Annotated in this window: 14 protein-coding genes and 2 tRNA genes; 3 read left to right on the forward strand and 13 right to left on the reverse strand. The window is 44.0% G+C overall.

All coding sequences use genetic code 11. The features are described 5' to 3' along the window. Positions 1-109: 109 nt before the first annotated feature. From L0660_RS02130 to L0660_RS02160, 7 genes are all read right to left on the reverse strand, one after another. Complete coding sequence (locus tag L0660_RS02130) at positions 110-3,049, reverse strand: DEAD/DEAH box helicase (RefSeq protein ID WP_235157373.1); 2,940 nt, start codon at positions 3,047-3,049, stop codon at positions 110-112. 207 nt (positions 3,050-3,256) lie between these two features. Next, positions 3,257-4,168 carry a bestrophin family protein gene (locus L0660_RS02135; RefSeq protein WP_233795335.1) on the reverse strand — a complete coding sequence of 304 codons (912 nt, stop codon included), beginning with the start codon at positions 4,166-4,168 and terminating at the stop codon, positions 3,257-3,259. Then, a complete protein-coding gene (locus L0660_RS02140) occupies positions 4,159-4,617 on the reverse strand; it encodes a hypothetical protein (RefSeq protein WP_235157379.1) in 459 nt (152 codons plus the stop codon). The genes L0660_RS02135 and L0660_RS02140 overlap by 10 nt, the downstream gene beginning before the upstream one ends. Before the next feature lie 142 nt (positions 4,618-4,759). Further along, complete coding sequence (locus L0660_RS02145) at positions 4,760-6,136, reverse strand: sensor histidine kinase (RefSeq protein WP_233795337.1); 1,377 nt, start codon at positions 6,134-6,136, stop codon at positions 4,760-4,762. After that, complete coding sequence (locus tag L0660_RS02150; RefSeq protein ID WP_235157382.1) at positions 6,120-6,818, reverse strand: response regulator transcription factor; 699 nt, start codon at positions 6,816-6,818, stop codon at positions 6,120-6,122. The genes L0660_RS02145 and L0660_RS02150 overlap by 17 nt, the downstream gene beginning before the upstream one ends. Positions 6,819-6,925: 107 nt before the next feature. Further along, positions 6,926-7,011 (reverse strand) — tRNA-Leu (locus L0660_RS02155). A gap of 65 nt (positions 7,012-7,076) precedes the next feature. Further along, positions 7,077-7,149: transfer RNA gene (locus L0660_RS02160), tRNA-Gly, on the reverse strand. 356 nt (positions 7,150-7,505) lie between these two features. Here L0660_RS02160 and L0660_RS02165 point away from each other — a divergent pair. Next, a complete protein-coding gene (locus tag L0660_RS02165; RefSeq protein WP_235157388.1) occupies positions 7,506-8,561 on the forward strand; it encodes a TerC/Alx family metal homeostasis membrane protein in 1,056 nt (351 codons plus the stop codon). Positions 8,562-8,598: 37 nt separating this feature from the next. Continuing rightward, positions 8,599-12,591: an AAA domain-containing protein gene (locus L0660_RS02170; RefSeq protein WP_235157389.1), complete on the forward strand. Its 3,993-nt coding sequence runs from the start codon at positions 8,599-8,601 to the stop codon at positions 12,589-12,591. Here L0660_RS02170 and L0660_RS02175 read toward each other — a convergent pair. Continuing rightward, complete coding sequence (locus tag L0660_RS02175) at positions 12,586-13,296, reverse strand: DUF1080 domain-containing protein (RefSeq protein WP_235157391.1); 711 nt, start codon at positions 13,294-13,296, stop codon at positions 12,586-12,588. The two genes, L0660_RS02170 and L0660_RS02175, sit on opposite strands and share 6 nt — an antisense overlap. 127 nt (positions 13,297-13,423) lie before the next feature. On the opposite strand from L0660_RS02175, the gene L0660_RS02180 reads away from it, so the two are divergent. Then, positions 13,424-13,816, forward strand: a complete 393-nt coding sequence (locus tag L0660_RS02180) for an HIT family protein (RefSeq protein ID WP_235157392.1) — start codon at positions 13,424-13,426, stop codon at positions 13,814-13,816. A gap of 22 nt (positions 13,817-13,838) precedes the next feature. Here the strand turns inward: L0660_RS02180 and L0660_RS02185 are convergent, their stop codons facing one another. The 5 genes from L0660_RS02185 to L0660_RS02205 all read right to left on the reverse strand — a co-directional run bounded on the left by L0660_RS02185 (position 13,839) and on the right by L0660_RS02205 (position 20,794). Continuing rightward, a complete protein-coding gene (locus tag L0660_RS02185; protein WP_235157393.1) occupies positions 13,839-15,311 on the reverse strand; it encodes a capsule assembly Wzi family protein in 1,473 nt (490 codons plus the stop codon). Between the two features lie 112 nt (positions 15,312-15,423). After that, positions 15,424-16,758 carry a capsule assembly Wzi family protein gene (locus L0660_RS02190; protein ID WP_235157395.1) on the reverse strand — a complete coding sequence of 445 codons (1,335 nt, stop codon included), beginning with the start codon at positions 16,756-16,758 and terminating at the stop codon, positions 15,424-15,426. 155 nt (positions 16,759-16,913) lie between these two features. Continuing rightward, a complete protein-coding gene (locus L0660_RS02195) occupies positions 16,914-18,329 on the reverse strand; it encodes a capsule assembly Wzi family protein (protein WP_235157398.1) in 1,416 nt (471 codons plus the stop codon). A gap of 39 nt (positions 18,330-18,368) precedes the next feature. After that, the gene (locus L0660_RS02200) at positions 18,369-19,295 is read right to left on the reverse strand and encodes a sugar transferase (protein ID WP_233795346.1); all 927 of its coding nucleotides are present in this window, start codon (positions 19,293-19,295) and stop codon (positions 18,369-18,371) included. 332 nt (positions 19,296-19,627) lie between these two features. Beyond that, positions 19,628-20,794, reverse strand: coding sequence for a glycosyltransferase family 4 protein (locus L0660_RS02205; RefSeq protein ID WP_235157400.1), 1,167 nt, complete (start codon positions 20,792-20,794; stop codon positions 19,628-19,630). Between the last annotated feature and the right edge of the window lie 35 nt (positions 20,795-20,829).

Consider the following 20,829-nt stretch of genomic DNA (forward strand, 5'->3'; position numbering starts at 1 on the left):
GCGGCTCCTGTGGGGGCTCGGCGGGCGGGGTGCCGGCCCGCCCGCGCCCCCCCCCCCTCCGCTCAGGCTGACAGGGCTGTAGGGCTCAGCATGACACGGCTTTCGAGGGTCATGCCAATAAATTCAATACATCCTCCCGGCTCAGTGACTTAATAAACCCTTCCTCATTCGAAATCAAGTCATCTGCCAGCTGCTTCTTGGTTCGTTGAAGCGCTAGAATCTTCTCCTCAACCGAATTTTTAGTAATAAACTTATAAGTAAAGACTGTTCGGTCCTGGCCGATGCGGTGGGCGCGGTCTACGGCTTGGGCTTCTATGGCGGGGTTCCACCAGGGGTCGAGGATGAAAACGTAATCTGCGGCTGTGAGATTGAGGCCTAAGCCTCCGGCTTTTAGTGAGATCAGGAATATTTTAATGTCGTTGTTATTTTGGAAGAGTTCCACTTGCTCCTGGCGGTTTTTGGTTGAGCCGTCGAGGTAGGCGTAAGTGATTTCTTTTTCGTTCAGAAACTGGCGGAACAGATCGAGGTGCTTAATGTATTGGCTGAAAATCAATATTTTGTGATTTTCGCTGATAGCGGTTTGCATCTTGTAAAGCACATCTTCAAACTTGCCGGAGCCGTGTGAATATTCCGGATCAACCATTAATGGATGATTGGCCAGCTGCCGGAGTTTGGTCAGGCCTTGCAGAACAACGAGTTGCGATTTTGAAATACCATCATTATCAATGCTTTGCAGGATCAGGTTGCGATAGTATGCTTTTGCTTCTTCGTAAGCTTTTTCCTGCTCATCGGACATATCGCAGTATTGAATGCTTTCAACCTTTTCTGGCAAATCGGTAGCAACCTGCGATTTTAACCTCCTTAATATGAATGGCTTAATGAGATTGTACAGCCTTTTTGTCTTCTCCTCATCCCCGCGCTTCTCAATAGGAACCTGAAATTCATCCCTGAAAAACGACTGACTGCCCAGCAACCCCGGGTTCACGAATGACATTTGAGACCAGAGATCCAATGTATTATTCTCAATCGGCGTGCCCGTCAAAACCAGCCTGTTTGCTGCATTGAGCTTCTTAACCGCCTTGGTAATGATGGAAGCAGGGTTTTTAATGGCCTGGGACTCGTCCAGGATCACGTAATTGAAACGGTAAGACTGAATGAAATCAATGTCCAGCCGCACAATTCCGTAGGATGTCAGGATCAAGTCGTAATGATCGAACTGGGCGGTGTCTTTTTCACGGTTTGTGCCGGTATATAGCAACACTTTCATGTCCGGCGTAAAGCGTTTTGCCTCTAACTGCCAGTTATAGAGCAGCGAAGTGGGCATAATGAGCATGGAAGGCTCTTTTACGCCTGTTTCCTTTTCGGCTTGAAGCAATGCCAGCGTTTGCACGGTTTTCCCCAAACCCATATCATCCGCAAGACATCCGCCGAAGCGATATTGTTTCAAAAACCTTAACCAGTCATAACCGGTCTTTTGGTAAGGACGCAATGTTCCTTCGAAATGTAATGGTGGCTCAACTGCCTCAATGTGATTGAAATCCCGCAGATTTTCAAGTTTCCGGCTGATCGTGGCTGTGGCAAGGTTCTCTTCTTTTAGCTCCTGGACCAATGCAAGATGGTGCATACGCAGCCGCAAAGGATCGTCATCGCCATCGTGCTCCGTGAAAGAGAAAAACTCTGAATATTTGGTAAACCACCATTCGGGGATCACCGCAATTTCACCATTAGGAAGCAAAAATTCCTTCTTACGGTTGAGTATATAGCTTCTTAGCTGAATAAAAGGAATTTCAAACTCACCGAATTTCACTTTTGCATTGATATCAAACCAATCCCGGCCTTCCTGAATGGAAATATCAATGGAGGAATAACCCAGAAAATAGCGCTTAGCGTCACTCGTATTTTGACGGACGGAAATGCCATTTTCAGCCAGTGTATTCGCATTGCTTTGCAGCCAGCCAAAAGCCTGTGACTTTGGCATCTGGATATTGCCGTTTCGTATATTGAGGCCCCAGTCTTTCAGCAGGGCCACATGCTGGCTTTCTGCTTCAATGCTGCGTTTAACCTTATTAAAAACATAATCATTATCCTTCTTCTCCATATGCACGCTCGACGCATGCGCAAAACTGTCGTAGTGGAAGGAGAAATTGGCATATTGAAATGACAAATCGAATGCCACATCATTGTCCTCTTCTTCTTCCATCACATCCACATCCCCGTCCTGGAAAATGACCGGAGCCTTTTTATTTGTGCTATATTCCGAGATTGTCAGGACGGTTTTAGGCGTTGATGAGACATTTCTGATCTCAAAACCTCTGGCCACCACATCATAGGACGCTATCAGCGGAGCCACAAACCTGCCATAATATTGTTCCTCCACCTGTCCGGGAATGGCGATGAATTTTTTGGCGAGGAATGGTTTGATCTTTTTGCCATCCACGTGACCTTCAAAATGCAGCAAATGTCCGTCCACAACGAGCCAGGCTGGTTCTTCGCAAATCAGGAAGGCATTTTTATATTGAAAATCAACCTTTTGATATTTGTGACGGATTGTAGGGAAATAATGTGTGTTATCCTCGTTTCGGATAAAGTGAAAGCGGATCGTAGCTTTTTCTGGCTCCCAGAAAACCGGTTTCCACAATGGGTTTCCATCGCTTCCCATAATAAAAATCTCTTTGCCGCTAAGCCTTTCGAGTATCTTGGCTTTACAATTTTCAAGATAAGCCGCAATGGTTTCCTGAGTCGCCTTATCGCCTTTTTGCGCGTCATAAACTTTCAGGAAAAAGTCTACGGCATTCAGTTTTTTGGGATTGAATTTTCGAAGAATAACATCTTGCTGAATGTCGTCAATTAACCCTACGAGTTCCACATCGCGCTGGTCAATACCGGTGCGGAACTCCTTGATATTCTTGGATGAAATGTTCTGGATCTGGAATGAAAAATCGCCCTGATTGTTCAGTTGGACCACAAAGGATTCAAAAATGTATCCCAAAAATTCATGATTGAGAATGGAATAAACAATTTTAAACGGCTCGGTGGGAGAAACTTTCATTCTGTTATGGTTGGGTAGGCGTGAAGTGCTGGTAAAGAGCCGCTAATTCGATTTAACAGGCTCTTAACAATTTGGAAAACTTCAAATATAAGCGAAAAGGGATCAATAAAAAAGACTTCCAGGCGGAAGTCTTTTTTAAAGTCATAGAACAAGTTCCTAGTTAATTATCAAATAATTTAAGGCAAAAAGAGGGGGTTTCCTTAATGATTAAAGGACATAGAAATGCGATGGCTGCTGAACGGCTACCGGCATTTGTTTATCGCGCATCATTTGTTTCAGATCGCGCTCAATGTTCCTTGAAATAGTCAGCATTGGCGTATCTGTGGGCTTATTTTCAAACGGATCCTGTAAATGAATGGCCATTTTTTCAATCAGGAAAAAGCAGCCTGTTATGACGATCAGCACAGGAACCATCAGGAAACCAAAGAGTTCAACAAGTCCGAACGGGAGCAACAATATGAAGAAGTGCAATGCCAGATGAATGTACAGACTATATGTAGATGGAAAAACGGTGTTTTTGATACGTTCACATTTTCCCATTGAATCTACAAGGCGCGTCAATGTAGCATCCATCTCGATTTGCTGATAAGGATTCACCCAGCCTTGCTTCAATGCATTGTTATAATCACGGGCATGCAACTGGATAAGGCCAACATGCTTATTATCATAATCTTGCAGAGATTCGCTCTCTTCCGGCGAAACATATTTTTCAATGTCTGGCATAGGATCTTCTTTCCGCAAACCATGCGCTAATGCATAACACCAGGCTATTTGTCGTTTGATAATCCGGTTTTTAAAACCTTCTATCTGATCCGGATCGTAAGGATCGTCGATTAAAAACATGACCTGACGTGCTAATGTCCTCGAATCGTTAACGATCGCACCCCAGATCTGGCGCGCTTCCCACCAGCGGTCGTAAGCCTGGTTGGACCGGAATGCGAGCAGCAGTGAGATGATTGTTCCGAGCACCGTTGGGACGGTCATTGGAATTGAAATGTCTGTAATGTTGAAGTTTTTGTAAATCACTTCAATTGCAAATCCATAAATGGCCACAAACAGTATTTCGTATTTGATCTTGCCAAAGATGTATCTGATGGGGATGTTTTTTTTCAGAAGCATATTTCCTGTGTGTTAGCTGGTTCCTCAATCTTGTCCACATTAATCAATTCTACACCTGCTTTTTTAATGATCGGCAATGCGTCCAGGCTGCTCTTCGATAGCTTTGGAATGCCATTGCTTTCCGAAAATGCAATGAAGTCCGCGTTATTGGCGTCCAGGAAGTTCTTGAATGCAGCAAGCTTGTTGCCGTAAAAGAATTCCACTTTGATACTGTGCACCTTGTTGCTGTATACATCTTTAATAGCATGGCATTCCTTCCAGAAATCCTCTGAAACGAAGTCGTATTCTTTCTTTCTATAAGTTGAAAAAAGAAGGTCCTGAATGTCGTCTGCAACGTGGAAAAGATGTGTAAAGACGATGGAGAACTTCTGTTGGGCGTTTCGTGCCAGAATGTGTGCAACTTGCAGGCTGTCAGCAGTAAAGTCGGCCGGGATAATTACAGTCTTCATATTTTCTCGCTTGTTTTGTTGATTGATCCATTGAATTAAATTGATAATGCAATGTTACGGCGAGGTTGTTAGCACCACTTAAAAGCGGTGTTATAATACAATGTGAGACTTATTAGAAGGGGATTAGATTATTAAAATGACATTAGAAGGATGCTTTTGAGCAGGGTAAGTGAATTTTGAAGCTCGTTCCCGCACCAACCTGACTATCAACGGCAATGGTTCCGTTATGCTTCTTGATAATGTTATTAGCCAAAGGAAGCCCTATCCCGAAGCCTTTGTAACGCTCCGTATTAGAGGCCCGGAAGAATGGAACATAGATCTGAGCAATCTCCCGATCAGGAATGCCGATCCCTATGTCCTGAATCTCCACAATAGAATGGGTTCCATCAGAAGAAATGATAATAGTAACCGGTTTATTATCAGAATACTTGCAACTATTAAGAACAATGTTTGACAATGCTGCCGTGAGAAGGGTCTGATTCCCGTTAATTGTCAGCTTGGCTTCGTCCTCTGGTAAATGATTAAAGTCGATATCCACCTGATTATCGGGAATAATCTTGTCCACCGCTTCCTTGACAGACAACACCAACTCATCCACCCGTATCGGCGACCATTGCTCCTTTGTGCCATCGAAACCGGTTTGTGCCAGCTTTAACATACTGTTGGCCAGATGTTCCAGCTTTCCCGCTTCCTTGTAAATAACTTCAAACGAGGTCTTTGCGGCAGGAGGAATTTCTTCAAGGGAAAGGCCCAGTTGCGCTTCGCCGCTGATTACGGTAAGGGGCGTTCTGAACTCGTGGGAGGCGTTGCTGACAAAGTTGTTTTGTATTTCAAATGTAATTTCGAGGCGGTTCAGCATATCATTGAACGTATGCGTGAGATCATCGATTTCGTCCTTACTGCCGGCAACTTCGAGGCGCTGGTGCAGGTTATGCGCACTAATCCCTTTTACATTGCGAATAATGCGTCGGATGGGATTGAAAATTTGTGTAGAAAATAGTTTTCCAAACGTGAAAACGAAGATCATGGAGATGAAAAAGCCAACGATCAGCAGTTTTTTAAGGTTTTCAATTTCTTCCAGACCGTAAAGATCCACTGCGGATGACAATATGATTATGGTTTTACCGGACTGGTTAATGTTCAATCCAACATAAGAAGTATCATTCTTGAAAAAGCGGGCAGGTTCTTTTCTAACAATATTGTCGTAAAAAGCAGATGGCATCGGCAGCCGTTCTTTCAGTTGTCTTGCCTTTTCAATCTCGCCATTCTTGATAATATGGTGCTGCTCAAAAGGCAGGTCGCCCAGGTGTCGTTCCTTGATGTCGTAGTAAATAGAAGTAGTCGATTTACTTTCCTGCAATGCTGCGTGCCCGACAATGTCTGCCCGGACTTCCAACCGGTGATAAAAGCTGTTTGAAACGCTTTCCGACCCGAATGTGTAAATAAATACGCTCAGCGCCACGATAATGCCCGACGTGAGAATCGTGAAGAGAAGGGCAATTTTAGTTTGTATCTTCATAAGACTGTCGCATCACATATCCCATGCCGAAAACGGTGTGTATCAGCTTATTTTTTTGATTTTTATCAACTTTTTTGCGGAGATAATTAATGTAAACATCCACGACATTGGTGCCTAGGTTAAAGTTGATGTCCCATACATTTTCCAGGATCTCCATTCGGTTGAGCACTTTGTTCCGGTTATGGATCAGAAATTCCAGCAGGCGGAATTCCGTGGCAGTGAGGTCAATGATGTGGCCGTTTCTTTGCACGATCTTCGTCTCTGTATTCAGCACCAGATCCGCGATTTCAAGCTTCGTCCCGTTTTTCTCTTTTTCAACTTCCTTTCCTCGCCGGGTGAGCGTGCGAATGCGCGCTTCGAGCTCTGCCAGTTTGAAGGGCTTGGTCATATAATCGTCTGCTCCGGCATCTAATCCCGATACGATATTCTCTGTTGTGCCCAGCGCTGTCAGCATGAGAATAGGCGTTGCATGGCCAGCGCTGCGGATTTTCCTGCATACTTCCATGCCATTGATGACGGGGAGCATCAGGTCCAGTATGATCATATCGAAGGTGTGGTTCGTAGCCATTTCGAGGCCCGATTTGCCGTCCATAGCCACCGTTATTTCGTGCCCGGAAGCGGATAGGCTTCTTTGAATGAGGGAAATTACGCTGGGTTCGTCTTCGATAAGCAAAAGCTTCATGCAGGCAGATATTGAAAAATCGTCAGGAAGATAAATGTAGAAAAGTATTGCTTAAATAAAGCATGCCTGAAAAGAAAAAAGCCTCTGGTGAGGTTCCAGAGGCTTTGTACCGGGGACGGGAATCGAACCCGTACGAGCGTTTCGGCTCACAGGATTTTAAGTCCTGCGTGTCTACCAGTTCCACCACCCCGGCATCATCCACGCGATTAGGATGGCATATAGAGAAAAAAAGCACCGTTTCCGGTGCTTTAACCTCTGAGCGAAAGACGGGGTTCGAACCCGCGACCTCGACCTTGGCAAGGTCGCGCTCTACCAGCTGAGCTACTTTCGCATAACCGTTTTTGATTATGGTGGTGCAAATGTAGGCACAGGGAGTATGTGACGCAAGTTTTTGTAAAAAATATTTAGGAAAAAAAACGCAACATTTTATTAACAAATTGTTACTCAATTGATACTGGACGCATTTTTTTTCAAAAAAAATTAAAATGAATGTGCGCTGCCGGTGCAATGTGCAGTTTCTGCTTCTTGCTTGGGCTGGCCTCGCATAATTTTAATGCCGTCCGTCCTATTTAATTTTAGCACTTTATATTTTAATTACCTTTGCCTCCTTTGACAGGATTGCATAGATTGATGTTTTATTGCATGATCCTGTCTGTGGGTGATTTTAAATAGTAAATATATTTATTCATGTTTTCCAACGAAGTTCTGTTTTTTGGCGGGTTTATATTGGTGATCAGCGTCATGCTGCTTTTAGACCTCGGCGTTTTTAATAAAAAAGACCATGTTGTAAAATTCGGCGAAGCCGCTGCGTGGACTGTCGCCTGGATCTTTCTTGCACTCGTTTTCTACGTCATCATCAACACACATGGCGATCTGGTGCATGGCATGGAGAACTACGCTGATTTGGCAGCAGTTAAAGACAAGTACGCACCGCATTTGAAGCTCATTCCCGGAGATTTTGAGGGAAGTCTTGAAATTTACCGGAAGAATATGTCCCTGGAATTTATCACGGGCTATCTGCTTGAATACGCGCTCTCTGTTGACAATATTTTCGTTATTATCCTGATATTTTCTTCGTTCGGCGTTCGTCCGCAGTATTACAAGAAGGTGCTTTTCTGGGGCGTTTTGGGCGCAATTATCATGCGTTTCATCTTTATCTTCCTGGGCTCGGCATTAATGCAGCGTTTTGAATGGATCATTTATATCTTCGGTTTGCTGCTGGTTTATCAGGGTGGTAAGATCTTCTTCGAAGCTGGCGAGGATGAAAAAATTGATCCGGCCAAGCATCCGGTTGTGAAATTTGCATCCAAGTATTTACCTGTTTTCCCAAGATATGTGCGTGAGCATTTCTTTGTTTTGAAAAAAGGAAAATGGCTGGTAACACCGCTTTTTGTGGTTGTTTTGATTGTCGAATTCACCGATTTGATTTTTGCTGTTGACTCGGTGCCGGCGGTTTTCTCTGTTACGAAGGATCCATATGTTGTCTTCTTTTCCAATATCTTCGCCATCATGGGGCTTCGTTCCATGTTCTTTTTCCTGAGCAACATTATGGGCCTTTTCCGCTTCCTGAAATACGGGTTAGGAGTGCTGCTGGTATTTATTGGTGGAAAAATGCTGTTCCATTCAAAACTGGAAGAGCTTGGATTTGAGACGGTTTATTCACTTTACGTAATCCTCGGCATTTTGGCCATAAGCGTGCTCGCCTCTGTTGTTTTTCCGGAGAAAAAGGTAGAAACACGCTAAATCCAATAGTTAAGCAATCAGGATCGTTTGAGTATCTATGGATCGCATTCTTAAAGCTTACTTAAAACGACTTACCAACCTTAGTACGCGTAATAAATCGTTATTGTTGCCAGGGCTGCCTTCGGAGCAGTTCCTGGATCTTCATGAAACTGATTTTTTGCTGGAAAAGCCTGCAATAGAACTTATCAGGCAGCTCGTTTCCGGGAAATCACGCATTGCCCTTTGTGATGTTGCAGATTCCCGTTTTGAAAAGGTTAACGAAGCCAGCAAGAAGCTCAGAAAGATTGCTCGTACAGAACGGTTTATCGAAGAGGAGAGAGGCTCGCGGGATTTGTATGTGGGGTTTCCGTTTGTAAAAGGAAAGCTTTCCGATGGAACACCCATTCATGCGCCGCTTTTGTTTTTTCCGGTTACTCTAAAAATGGACCGGGAGCAATGGTGCCTGTTTGAAGTGCCGGAAAGCAATGTGGTCCTTAATTCCAGTTTTGCGCTGGCTTATGCACATTTCAATGAGTCGGTTATAACGGACGACATTCTTGAAAAGTCGTTTGAAGATTTTCCAAAGGATTTCCTGGAATTCAGGACGCAGTTATATGAATGGTTAAAGACTACGCCGCTCAAAATTAATTTCAATCAGGATCTTTTTGAAGACAAGCTCATTGCATTTAATGCGTTGAAAAGTTCAGAGCTGGCTGCTAGTGAGCGAAACGGAGAACTGAAACTTTTCGCTGAGGCCGTTCTCGGCATTTTTCCGCAAGCCGGTTCCTATCTTGTTCCGGACTATAATTTGCTGCTGGAAAACGCCCTGAATGCAAATTTCTCCATTCCCTTGCTCGAAGGAGAATCTTCGGGATCAGAAGCGCCAAAAGATATCCCTGATGCAATTATTAATACTAAAACAGTCAGAGAAGAGGAGATCTTGACGCCGTTTCCGGTGGATCAGTCACAGGAGGAAATCATTTTGGCTGTGAAATCCGGGAAATCGGTCGTGGTGCAGGGCCCACCGGGGAGCGGGAAATCTCAGCTTATTTGTAATCTGATGGCTGATTTTGCAGCCCGAGGAAAGCGTGTTTTGCTTGTATGCCAGAAACGTGTGGCGCTGGATGTTGTGTATCAAAGGCTGCAAACCATTGGAATGACCGATTTTGTGGGCCTGATCCATGATTTTAAAAATGACCGCTCGGCATTATACAGACAGCTGGCATCACAGATTGACAAGGTTGAAGCATATAAACAACAAAATTACAGCCTGGATGCCGTTTTTCTGGAAAGGCAGTTTACCCAGCAGAGTCGGGCCATTGACCGTACGGTTCAAGATTTAAATGCGTTTCGGGAAGCATTGTTTGATGAAATGGAATGTGGTGTGAGTATCAAAGAGCTTTACCTGAAAAGTGACCAAACGGCTCCGAAAGTGGAGATGAAAGATCATTACAGGTCTTTTCGTATGGACAATCTGGATCATTTCAGGAGGAAGTTGAAAACGTATAGTGCATATGTTTTGCATTTTCCTGCCGGTCATGTCTGGGCAGAGCGCAGAAGCTTCTCAAAGTTTGGCATGAGCGAATTGCGAAACATGGAAGAGATGCTTGCAGAATGGCCGAAAGTGTTTTCCAGGCAAAAACAAAAATTCGAGCATTTAACCAGCCAGCCCTTTTCGCTTGACTATCTGGAAAAGAAAGGCGAGATCACCGAACGGCTCACCGACATTACCGGGCTTATAGCAGACAATACAACATTTACGCTGTTTAAGAAATATATCAACTCCTCAGGTGGCCACGAACGGCTTGCATTCATCCGGCAAACCACGGATGCGCTTGAAGGATTTTTGGCAGAAGATGGCATTGAATTTTCCTTACCAGCTTCAAAATTACAGTCATTCCTTCAATCACTGAGAAAATCCATTGAAGCAAACAGCTCGACGGTTTCGGGTCTTTGGTGGAACATGTTTGGGAAAGAAAAGAAGGAGGTGGAAGAGGTTGCGAAGGCAAATGGGCTTTCAACTGCACTGGACGATCTTTCAAAGCTTGAAATTAAAGTTAAAAACAGGATCGAACTAGAAGGCTGGCTTACGAGCAAGCATTTGAATTTCGACGTTTCCTACATTGATCAGAATGAGCTGAGTGAAGGTGCGGAATACATTTCTTTTTTCCAAAAAGCAGAATCAGCCGCCGATGCGGCGGTAAGGGCTGCATTGGATCCTTGGTTGTTGACTTTGCGGCACATTGCTTCTGAAAGTACAGATTACACGACATTCAATGAGCGTATCCATGAGCTGAAAGCCTGGATCACAGTTTGGAGCAAATTGGAGGCTGCTATGTTACCTTATTTGCTGCCGCAGCAAGTCCGGAAATTGCTTAAAGATCCGGACCTTTTCAGCCAGCAGTTGTCAGCAGCATTAGCCAGGGATTTTGATTCAATGGTTGATATGGACAACCTCACGGAAAGCATGACTGTGCCGGAACAGGCGGTTGCCAAAATCATCGTTGAAAAAAGTTTAAATCTTAGGCATACGAGTTCGGAAGAGTTTGTCAATCTTTTTGAAAATAGCATCCGGCTAGCTTGGATTGAGCATATAGAGAGCAAATTTCCGGATTTGAGAGCGGTTACCTCATTGAAAATGAAGCAATGGGAGACCAGTTTACAAGAAAGCATTGCGGAAAAACAGCAGCTGAGCACAGACATTACCGGGATAAAACTCAGGGAGGCGACTTATGAGGATATCGAGAAAAACCGCCTTGGTAACCGCGTCACTTATCGCGAGCTAGGGCATCAGGTGACTAAGAAAAGAATGATCTGGCCGATCAGGAAATTGCTTGAAAACTACACAGATGAGGTTTTTTCTTTAATTCCCTGCTGGATGGCTTCGCCGGAGGCTGTTTCAGCAGTTTTTCCCATGCAGCGTGCATTGTTTGATCTCGTAATTTTTGATGAAGCTTCGCAATGTTATGCTGAATATGGCCTGCCCGCGGCATTTCGGGGGGCGCAGGTTGTAGTAACAGGGGATAGCAAGCAGCTGTCTCCGAGTGATTTATATAAAATACGATATGAAGAAAAAGCAGACGAGGAAGAATATACAGCTGCCATAGAAATCGAATCGTTACTGGACCTGGCAGCACAATCGCTTGATCAATACCAGCTTACAGGTCATTATCGCAGCTTATCGCTTGATTTGATTGATTTTTCCAACAGGAATTTTTATAAGAACACATTAAGATTGCTTCCTGATTTCCTGCGAATCAATAATGATGAGCCTGGCATTCAATATATTAAGACGGATGGGGTTTGGAAGAATAACATTAACCTCGTTGAAATTGAGCAGGTTGTTTCATTGATCAAAGAGCTTGGAGAAACCGGCAGGAGCATTGGTGTTGTGACATTTAACTTTTACCAGCAAAATGCGATTCAGGACGCGCTTGAAAGGGAAAATGTGTTCTTCAAGGACCTATTCGTTAAAAACATTGAGAACGTGCAGGGCGACGAGCGCGACATTATTATCTTTTCAATGGGATATGCGCCGGATGAGAAGGGGAGAGTTTCCATGCAATTCGGCAGCCTGAATATGCAGGGTGGCGAAAACAGGCTTAATGTGGCCGTGACACGCGCAAGAGAGCGGATTTATTTCGTAACGAGCTTATGGCCTTCGCAACTCCAAACGGATCAGACCGCAAATGCGGGTCCGAAAATCTTAAAAGCTTATCTTGAATATGCCCTGAATGTGTCGGAAGGGAAATTTGTGCCGGCACCGGTGGCAACCGGCAAATTCAGGTCAGATTGGCTGCTGAAAGACCAGTTGGTGAAGCAGCATCCGGATTTTGAGAAAGAGTTACCGTTTGGCGACATTACCATAAAAAAAGAAGGGGTTTACAAGGGTTTGATCCTGACCGACGATGATTTCTATCATTACAGCAAATCGTCAAAAGAACCGCACGCTTATTTACCCCTTCTTTTGCAGCAGAAAAATTGGCCTTACAGGCGTATTTACAGCCGCGAATACTGGACCAAGACTATGGACTACCAGCAGTTACTATAACTCCTTAATACGAATATTTCTGAAAGAAACCTTATTTCCGTGATCTTGCAAAGCAATTTTCCCTTTGGAAGAGGCGCCGAAGCCTTCCCAGGTTTTGAATTTGCTGTCGGAAACCAATTTATCCCATTCGCCGCCTTGTGCAGGAAAGTCAACTACTTTTTTGCCGTTCAACCAGCTTTCGCCACGACCGCCTTTGATTACAACTTTTGCCTTATTCCACTGGCCGGCTGGTTTTACAGCAGCAAAGTCAGTTGGTGGGAGCATGTCATAAAGTGATCCTGATTTGTGGTTTCCAGCTTTTCCCGCTTTTGCATCCGGGTGCTTTTCATCATCCAGAATCTGGATTTCAGGGCCGGTTGAGTAGGGGCAGCAATATTTTTTGTCTTCAATTACATGGTAAATGATACCGCTATTTCCTGATTCTGAAATTTTCCATTCCAGTTCTAATTCGAAATCGCCGTATTCTTTGTCGGTAACAAGGTCCTTGCCGCCTTTTTCCGCAAGAACAATAGCGCCATCTTCCACTTTCCATTGTGGTAACACATTATCCGACTGCCAGCTATGCCAGCCGTTCAAACTTTTGCCGTCGAATAATTTCACCCATTTCCCTTTTTCCTGCGCTTCTGCGGTGTTTGAAATAAGGGCGAGTGAAAATAATGCAACCACGCCTGCCTTAGTGAAAGCACGCCAATTCGTAAAATTCATATTCTTAGTGTTAAAGTTTGGAACGCAATATTAAGTACTTTTCAGTTTTTAATTACTTATTTGGGTAAAGATATGGCGCGATATGTCGCGCTGCTCTGCAACTAAACGATATTTAATTGATATTCTGATGGCGTCTATATTTTCAAAAATTGTAAGGGGTGAAATTCCTAGTCATAAAATCGCAGAAACGGATCATTTCCTTGCCTTCCTGGACGCTTTTCCGATCGCCGCGGGGCATACATTAGTGATCCCGAAAAGAGAGGTAGATTATGTGTTTGATCTGAATGATCAGGAATATTCCGAGCTGTTTCTCTTTGCAAAAAGCATTGTTCCTGCACTCCAAAAAGCAGTTCCTTGCCTTCGTATAGGCTTGACAGTCATAGGGTTGGAGGTGCCGCATACCCACATTCACCTGCTTCCCTTAAATAGCATGGCCGACGCGGACTTCTCGAAAAAAATACAGACTACGCGAGAAGAATTGGCAGCGCTGGCAGCGAAGATTCGCGCAGAAATGGGATAGGTTTTTAGAAAATGGATTGTCCTCAGTTAAAAGAAAAATCTTTTCTGATTCCCAACATAAATCCGTGTGTCTTGCGATATAGATCGCCAATATCGCTGGCATAAGAACCTTTAAGGGTCATTCCGCCAAGCACATTCACATTGGTTTGCGCGCCGATCAGGCCGGAGAATTGTTTTGGAGAACCTTCCAAGCGCGAATTGTAAGCGCCCGAATTACTTGAGAAAGATAATTTGGTATGCCACTGCACCTGTCTGAAAAGTGTTCCTCTTAACCCTACATGCCATACTAACACGCGATTGTTGCTGGTAAAATTATCTGCGTAGCCGGGCCATTTCCAATTTGTCTGGGAGGTAGGCGGAATAAAAGGTGTTCCGATGCCGCGCCCGTAGTAGGACCATCCGTCGCGGATCTGCTGGTTGTTGAAATAGTTGTCATTACCGCGTTTCTTGCCATTCCCCATTTCAAATAGCGGACCTCCCTGATCTTTTGTGAAAAGCATTTCAATAACGCCTTCGGTTATCTCAAAATTGGCACCGTACGAGTTTTTCCGCTTGATCCGCAATCCGGTTAACCCGTCCTTGATGCCCTCCATATAGAATAGTGAACCATCTTCATAGATAAATTGCCTGTATAGATAAATGGTGCTTCCGTAAGTCTCCACTTCAACGGCCAGGTCAAGCGATCCCAAGTGATTTCCAACGCGATTGGTGCTATCAAAATGTGAAATGTCAGTCCCGGTTCCGCCGATGGTTCCAAAAACGGCATAGACATAATTAGAGAAACCATCGGGCAGCTTTCCACTTTCTGGATCTTTAACAAGGTATTTTGATTTTCCGCCCCACTGCACTTGGTGATTGAATCCACCGTATAATTTAAGCCTCGAATTAACCTTTCCCAGTCGCGCGTAAAAAGCCTTCTGATGAAATTTTAGGTTTGTGGTGGCCGGACGGTGTTTTTCGAAAAGTCCGTCGGAATAGAATGCGTTGAATGAGATCCAGCCTTTTGTAAAAGGGACAGCAACAAAACCACTGGTTCCGAAAAATATTTTGGGTACTGGCAGCGCATTGCCCGACCATGCATAAGAGCCGGTACCGAGTGTGGAATCAGCCAGGCCGACATTCTGCTTTTTTCGTCCGATAAAAAGCTGCCAATTTTTGAATTTTACGGTTGCGTGCAGCTGCGGCACAAGCATTTTAGGGTGTTCATTGAAGTTCCCTACCGCTTCTACGCCAGCACCCACACGCCAGGATGAGTTGAGCGGCCAGTAATTTTCAAGCGAAATACGCGCACTTCCGGCGGGAACGTCCAAAGGAACGGTGCCGTACTGATTGGCCTGAATCCAGAATGGTGTATGCGTATTGTTGCTGCCAAAACCGGCAATCTCAATAAAATTATTTGTAGAATCCGGGAATTCAGTAGTCTCGGCAGGCTCAGATTGGGAAAAGCCGGCTATGGAAATGCATAACAGTAATGTCAGTATGGGAAAGATTTTCATAGGCGTGCCCTCAAGCTTTTTCTTCAATGTGTATAATGTGACATTTTGACAAAAATAAGTATAACTTTTTGCTATTCATATTGGACATATCAGGCAACGTGAAAAAGCAACGTTAATCCAGGAATCCACTTTTCCTAAGTCCTATAATCAGGCCATGAGAAATAGGATAAAGTTGTCCGAAATCAGTTGTAAGGTTGGAAAAGACACTGCAACCGTTTAATAACTTTATATTCTTTTCAGCTGTAAGAGACAAGGACACCTGCTCTTTCAGTGATTCGAAAGGACTTAATAACGACCCTGAATTTCTTGAATATGTGCCTCTCAGCCCAAAATAAGTCTTTTGCCAAGTAGCGGTAACACCAGTATGAAACGCCCAGAACCGGTTATTATTAGTAAACTCTGATCCAGTAACCGGTAAAGACGGCCTGGTCATGCCCGAAGATGGTGCCAGTGGCGTGCCTATGCCGCGGTTGAAATAAGACCAGCCACGTTGATAAATGTAACTGTTGTAATAATTTCCTTTTTCATAAATAGCCAGACCGGACAATGGAGATTTATTTGTCTGGTTATTGGTCCCAACTGCTTCGAGCAGGAAGCTTTGAAACGCAAAAGCGGTTGATCCGGCTGGTAAAGGCTTGATCCGCTTCATCCTTATCCCGTTCAGACCATCTTCAAAATTGATAATGTGAAACAGGGAGCCAGTCTCGTAAATATTTTGTCTGTACGCAAAGTAAGACCATGTTCTACCTCGCCATTCGGCACCGATATCAACGGTTCCAAAGTGGTAGCCTACTTTATTGTAGTTTAATGTTTTACCAGAGATTGTATGCCAGTAAGCATTCAATGGTTCCAGTTCGTACAGCGGCGTGATCTTATCCTCGCCGCCCCACATAGCCTGATGGTTAGCACCAGCATGGATTTTTAAACGGCCGTGCTCCGGTCCGAACCTGAAATACAGCGATTTCTGATGAAAATAGGTGTATGAAATGTTCCGTTCCACGCCATAATTCAGCCTGCTGCTTCCCAAATAACCTTCGGAATAAGAAAATTTGAGAGCCACAAAATTTTTTGTGAAATACAACGGCAGATATTCGGGAAGTGAAATTTGCAGCCTGGGAAAGGGTCGGGAATTGCCGGAAACCGACAAAGAGCCCGAAGTCATAGTCGTGTCCATTAACCCGACTACATTGTTTTTTTGTCCGGCCAGGATTTCCAGCTTTCCTATCCTTGCAGCAATGTACGCATCTGAAAGAAACGCATTAGCTGATTTACCATAGCTGGCAATTCCTTGAAGACCAGCGCTCCACTGGAATGTTCTGGGGTTGTGTGGATTATAAACTTTGTAAATGCCGACATTGGCCAGACCAAAATTTCCATTCATCGGCACATTGCCATTCTGGTTCGCGTGAGCCCAAAAAGGAGTATTATCGGTAGCACCAGACAACATTAGGCTGGCTCGGTAATAAATTGTTGAGTCTTGGGCGTTAGAATGTATCGCGAGACATGTCAAGACGGCAAAAAGGCAGACTCGTATCTGAGAGATTGGGACCGGCATTTAAATGTAAAAATTACTCATTAAGGGGTTGAGTTGACTTCCCAAAGTTATCTGATAAAACGGGATTTTCTCCATCCAATCAAAATAGCAGTGTTGTTTGGGTAAAATTGTCCAAAATCCGTGCCAAGAGAAGCGCTCAAATGGCTTTCATTCATAAGTTTCAGCGGCATTTCCACGCGCGCTAGGAGGGAAGTCTGATTAATGGGGGATTTGAAAGGCTTATTATATGTACCTGAGTTGATTGAATAACTCGCTTTCAACAATAGCCTCACACGGTTCATTGAAGCTTCCAAACCGCCATGAAGGGCAACAAGGCGGTTGTTTGCAGTGAAAAGCCTTTGCGAGGTTCGCAATTCTTCGCGCATTAAATGCTGGGGAGCGATCACTGGAGTGCCGAGCGTCCGGCCTTTGTAAGACCAACCCTGGCTATAAACGTAGTGATTAAAATAATCATCGCGTCCAAATGTGCTATTAGCAAAATCGAAAACGTCGCCACCCTGTTTCTTTGTGTAAAGATATTCAAGCAAGATCGTATTGAGTTGGAAACCTTTATTTTGGAGTTTGTTCCTTTTGATCCTGAGCCCGTTAAGCCCGTCGGAAACATTTGCAGTGTTTGCAATTGAGCCATCTTCATAAATGCTCTGGCGGTACAAAAGCGTTGTCCATCCTTTTCCGTTTATTTCCAGCCCTGCATCAATCGTACCAAAATGATTGCCAACTCTGCTGGCGGCCCATGGCTTTCCTAAAACAACGTAGCGATATGCTTCGGGGAATTTGAGTCCGCCTGAAAAGATTTTATCTTCCCCGCCCCACATTACCTGGTGGTTAAATCCTGCATATAAATTCAGTAGATGCCTTCTCTTGCCAAGCTTGATGTATACGGATTTGTGGTGAAGATATGTTTCTGGCACAGCTTTCACATTGCCATAAATCGATTTTGCGGGGCCTAAGAGGCCATCTGAATACGAAAACTTAAATGAAAAGAGGTCATTGCGGGGAATCAGATTGATGAAGTGAGGGGTAGAAATCTGAATTTTTGGGAACGGTCTAGCATTGGATGATATTGCTACCGAGCCACTTGTTAATAGACTATCACCCAAGCCGTAGAATTCTTTTCGCTGCCCAATGCTGAGTTCTACCGGGCCAGCTTTGCCTGCTACAAATAAATCGGTAAGGAATGCAGCCGGGGAATGGTTTGTGCTTGCTACCGCCTCAAATCCCCCGGACCATTGAAAAAACCGTGGGTTATTCTGGTTATAAATTTTATGAAGACCAGCTTGGGCCAGCAAAAACGATCCGTTTGTAGGAGTAACACCATACGTGTTTGCATGAATTAAATATGGTGTTTGACTCGACGACAGTTCGCTTTTAATTTCCGAAGAATAGTGCCATGTAGAATCCTGAGAAAAACTGCCTGTTTGCGATGCTATCATTAATAGCAGCATTAAGAATGGATTTCTCATGCATGATAAGTTGACCGCGAAAGAATGTTCGAGAAATTGTTACCGCCCTCTTTTGCCAAAAATGACAACAGCCGTAAGAAGAATAATCTTCAATTCAAGAAACAATGACCAGTTTTTGATGTAGTAGAGATCGTACATCAGCTTGTGCCGCGCATCGAAGACCCCGGCGCCGTAGGAATACATTACCTGAGCGTATCCAGTGATTCCGGGCTTAATGCTATGCCGAGAATTGTAGTAGGGGATAACCTCATCAAAGGTTTCTGTAAAAACCTGTCTTTCCGGCCGTGGACCGATCAGAGACAAATCTCTTCTGAAAATATTAATGATTTGTGGCAATTCATCAATTCGGCTTAACCGCATGAAAGACCCGTATGAAAAAGTCCTCGAATCGTTCTTTTTGGAAAAAGTCGCCCCATTAGACTCTGCATCCAATGACATAGAGCGGAATTTGATACACTTAAAGGCGATGTTATCCATCCCGACCCTTTCCTGATAATAAAATACGGGACCGGGCGACTCAAGCTTGATGCGGAAATAGCTTAAAATCCAGAGCGGAAAAGTCAGCAGAAATAAAACGATAGAAACGGCAACATCGATAATCTTCTTTGGATATCTTACCCTTTTACCGAATGCGGGCATATCAGATAAATTAGGATTGATTTCCGATATGTCTTCGGGTATATAAACTTTCTTCAAGCTCTTCTCGCAGAAGTCATAAACCGTAGTGATGCGAATGGATTTGTTTTTACGAATAACCAATTCGTAAATGACTTTGTTACGCTTGTCGTAGTGAGGATTGGTGACAAGATGGACTTTCTCAAATTTGTCCAGCAACGGCCTTACCGTGTAGTTAATGAGGTAATCATCGTCTTCTGTATGAGGGACCAGAATAATTTCCCTGTAAGTCTGACGCAGATGTTTTAAATCGTATTTCTGTAAAAAATAGTCATAACTCGTGATAATCAAGATTTCATCGGTAGAAGCATTTTTGCTCAACAATCGATGTACGTACTTTCGATTAGAAACAGAAGTTTGATCCATATGTGTGCGGCAATAGTAAAAGTTAAAGCGTGTGCAAAAAGAATGCAATTATAATGTAAAAATTCCTATTTTGAAACAGTCAGCCAGGCATACTGAACCATCGGCGGCTTTCATTTAATTAAAGGTTTATAGGTTTGAACAAACGTTAGATACGATTGTCTGTTCATATATCGAGGAGAGGGCATTGAGCAAGTATTTCACAAAGATAAGTGCGGTAAATTTATACTTCGCTTTTTAGAAAAAATATTTTGAACATATTATTTTCTTGCCGTCAGGTTCGAACTATAAAATGCATGAATGGCTCGCCAAAGTTGCTGCTGTTCGAAATTCCTGAGGACAAATTGTTGCGCCAGTTTCCCCATTTTTCTACTGTCCTGCGGATTGTTTATCAGCTTCTCACAGGCATTTACTATGGCATGGATACTTTTTGGCTGGATCAATATTCCCGTATTTCCATCATCGATCATTTCATTGCAGCCGTTAATGTTGGTTGCAATGCACGGAATGCCCATGGCGCTGGCCTGCAAAAGCGCTTGCGGAAAGCCCTCCCGGTAACTGGGAAACACAAATATGTCAGAAGCAGCCAAGAACTTTCGCACGTCATGCTGATGCCCCACCGCAATAATGGATTTATTATTTGCGATTTCCGTTTTGGTGTGTTCTTCCAGCGGATTAAGGTCTTCTGGGGCTCCTATCAGTACAAGTTTGAGGTTTTCGTGGCGTTTCTGAAGCTCTGAAAATGCTGCAACCAATTCATTGACACCCTTGTAATTAGCAAGCCGACCCATAAATGATAGTAAAATATCGCTATGGCCGATGTTATGTGCTTTTCTAAACTCATTGCTTTCTGCCAGCAGTTTCGGCGTAACCGAAAAGTATTTCAGATCAATTCCGTTGCTGCTGCCGTTGCCGATAACCTGCACTTTCGATTTGTCGGGACTGAGGTCGTTATCTAAAATGAATTTTTTGAGCTCCTGTGAGTTTGGTAAAACCCAATGTGCACACTTATAGGTTAACGATTCCACGAAGTCAAGAAGCTTTCTTTTCGGGCCGGTGACTTCCATGAGCGGCAGCCCGGCTACTGTGTGCATTCTAAGTGGAACCCTGCAAATATATGCTGCAAGCATTCCGATGATTCCGGCCTTAGGCGAATGGGTATGAACAACTTGCGGTTTGATTTTCCGGATAAGCCGGATGGTTTCAAAAAGAGCTAACAGGTCTTTGAAAGGTGTTAATTCCCGCGAAAGATTAAGAGGGTAAAACGGGGCTCCCTGATTAAGTACCAGATCACCAACATGTTTATCCGGAGTGCTTGCCATTGATACTTCCACGCCCTGCTCCAACATGAATTTCAGCTGGCCCTTTAATAATATACGTAGCGAATAAGTTTCGGTTGTTATCCTAAGTAATTTGATTTTCTCCATTCAAGTGTGCTGTATTTCGTTTTAACCGGTGGAAG

Source organism: Dyadobacter sp. CY351 (assembly GCF_021502625.1).
GTDB lineage: Bacteria > Bacteroidota > Bacteroidia > Cytophagales > Spirosomataceae > Dyadobacter > Dyadobacter chenhuakuii.

Bases quoted from the DNA above. Each gene is read 5' to 3' on its own strand.
- L0660_RS02130 (WP_235157373.1), bottom strand. From the start codon at position 3,049: ATGAAAGTTTCTCCCACCGAGCCGTTTAAAATTGTTTATTCCATTCTC.
- L0660_RS02135 (WP_233795335.1), bottom strand. From the start codon at position 4,168: ATGCTTCTGAAAAAAAACATCCCCATCAGATACATCTTTGGCAAGATC.
- L0660_RS02140 (WP_235157379.1), bottom strand. From the start codon at position 4,617: ATGAAGACTGTAATTATCCCGGCCGACTTTACTGCTGACAGCCTGCAA.
- L0660_RS02145 (WP_233795337.1), bottom strand. From the start codon at position 6,136: ATGAAGATACAAACTAAAATTGCCCTTCTCTTCACGATTCTCACGTCG.
- L0660_RS02150 (WP_235157382.1), bottom strand. From the start codon at position 6,818: ATGAAGCTTTTGCTTATCGAAGACGAACCCAGCGTAATTTCCCTCATT.
- L0660_RS02165 (WP_235157388.1), top strand. From the start codon at position 7,506: ATGTTTTCCAACGAAGTTCTGTTTTTTGGCGGGTTTATATTGGTGATC.
- L0660_RS02170 (WP_235157389.1), top strand. From the start codon at position 8,599: ATGGATCGCATTCTTAAAGCTTACTTAAAACGACTTACCAACCTTAGT.
- L0660_RS02175 (WP_235157391.1), bottom strand. From the start codon at position 13,296: ATGAATTTTACGAATTGGCGTGCTTTCACTAAGGCAGGCGTGGTTGCA.
- L0660_RS02180 (WP_235157392.1), top strand. From the start codon at position 13,424: ATGGCGTCTATATTTTCAAAAATTGTAAGGGGTGAAATTCCTAGTCAT.
- L0660_RS02185 (WP_235157393.1), bottom strand. From the start codon at position 15,311: ATGAAAATCTTTCCCATACTGACATTACTGTTATGCATTTCCATAGCC.
- L0660_RS02190 (WP_235157395.1), bottom strand. From the start codon at position 16,758: ATGTTGTCTGGTGCTACCGATAATACTCCTTTTTGGGCTCACGCGAAC.
- L0660_RS02195 (WP_235157398.1), bottom strand. From the start codon at position 18,329: ATGAGAAATCCATTCTTAATGCTGCTATTAATGATAGCATCGCAAACA.
- L0660_RS02205 (WP_235157400.1), bottom strand. From the start codon at position 20,794: ATGGAGAAAATCAAATTACTTAGGATAACAACCGAAACTTATTCGCTA.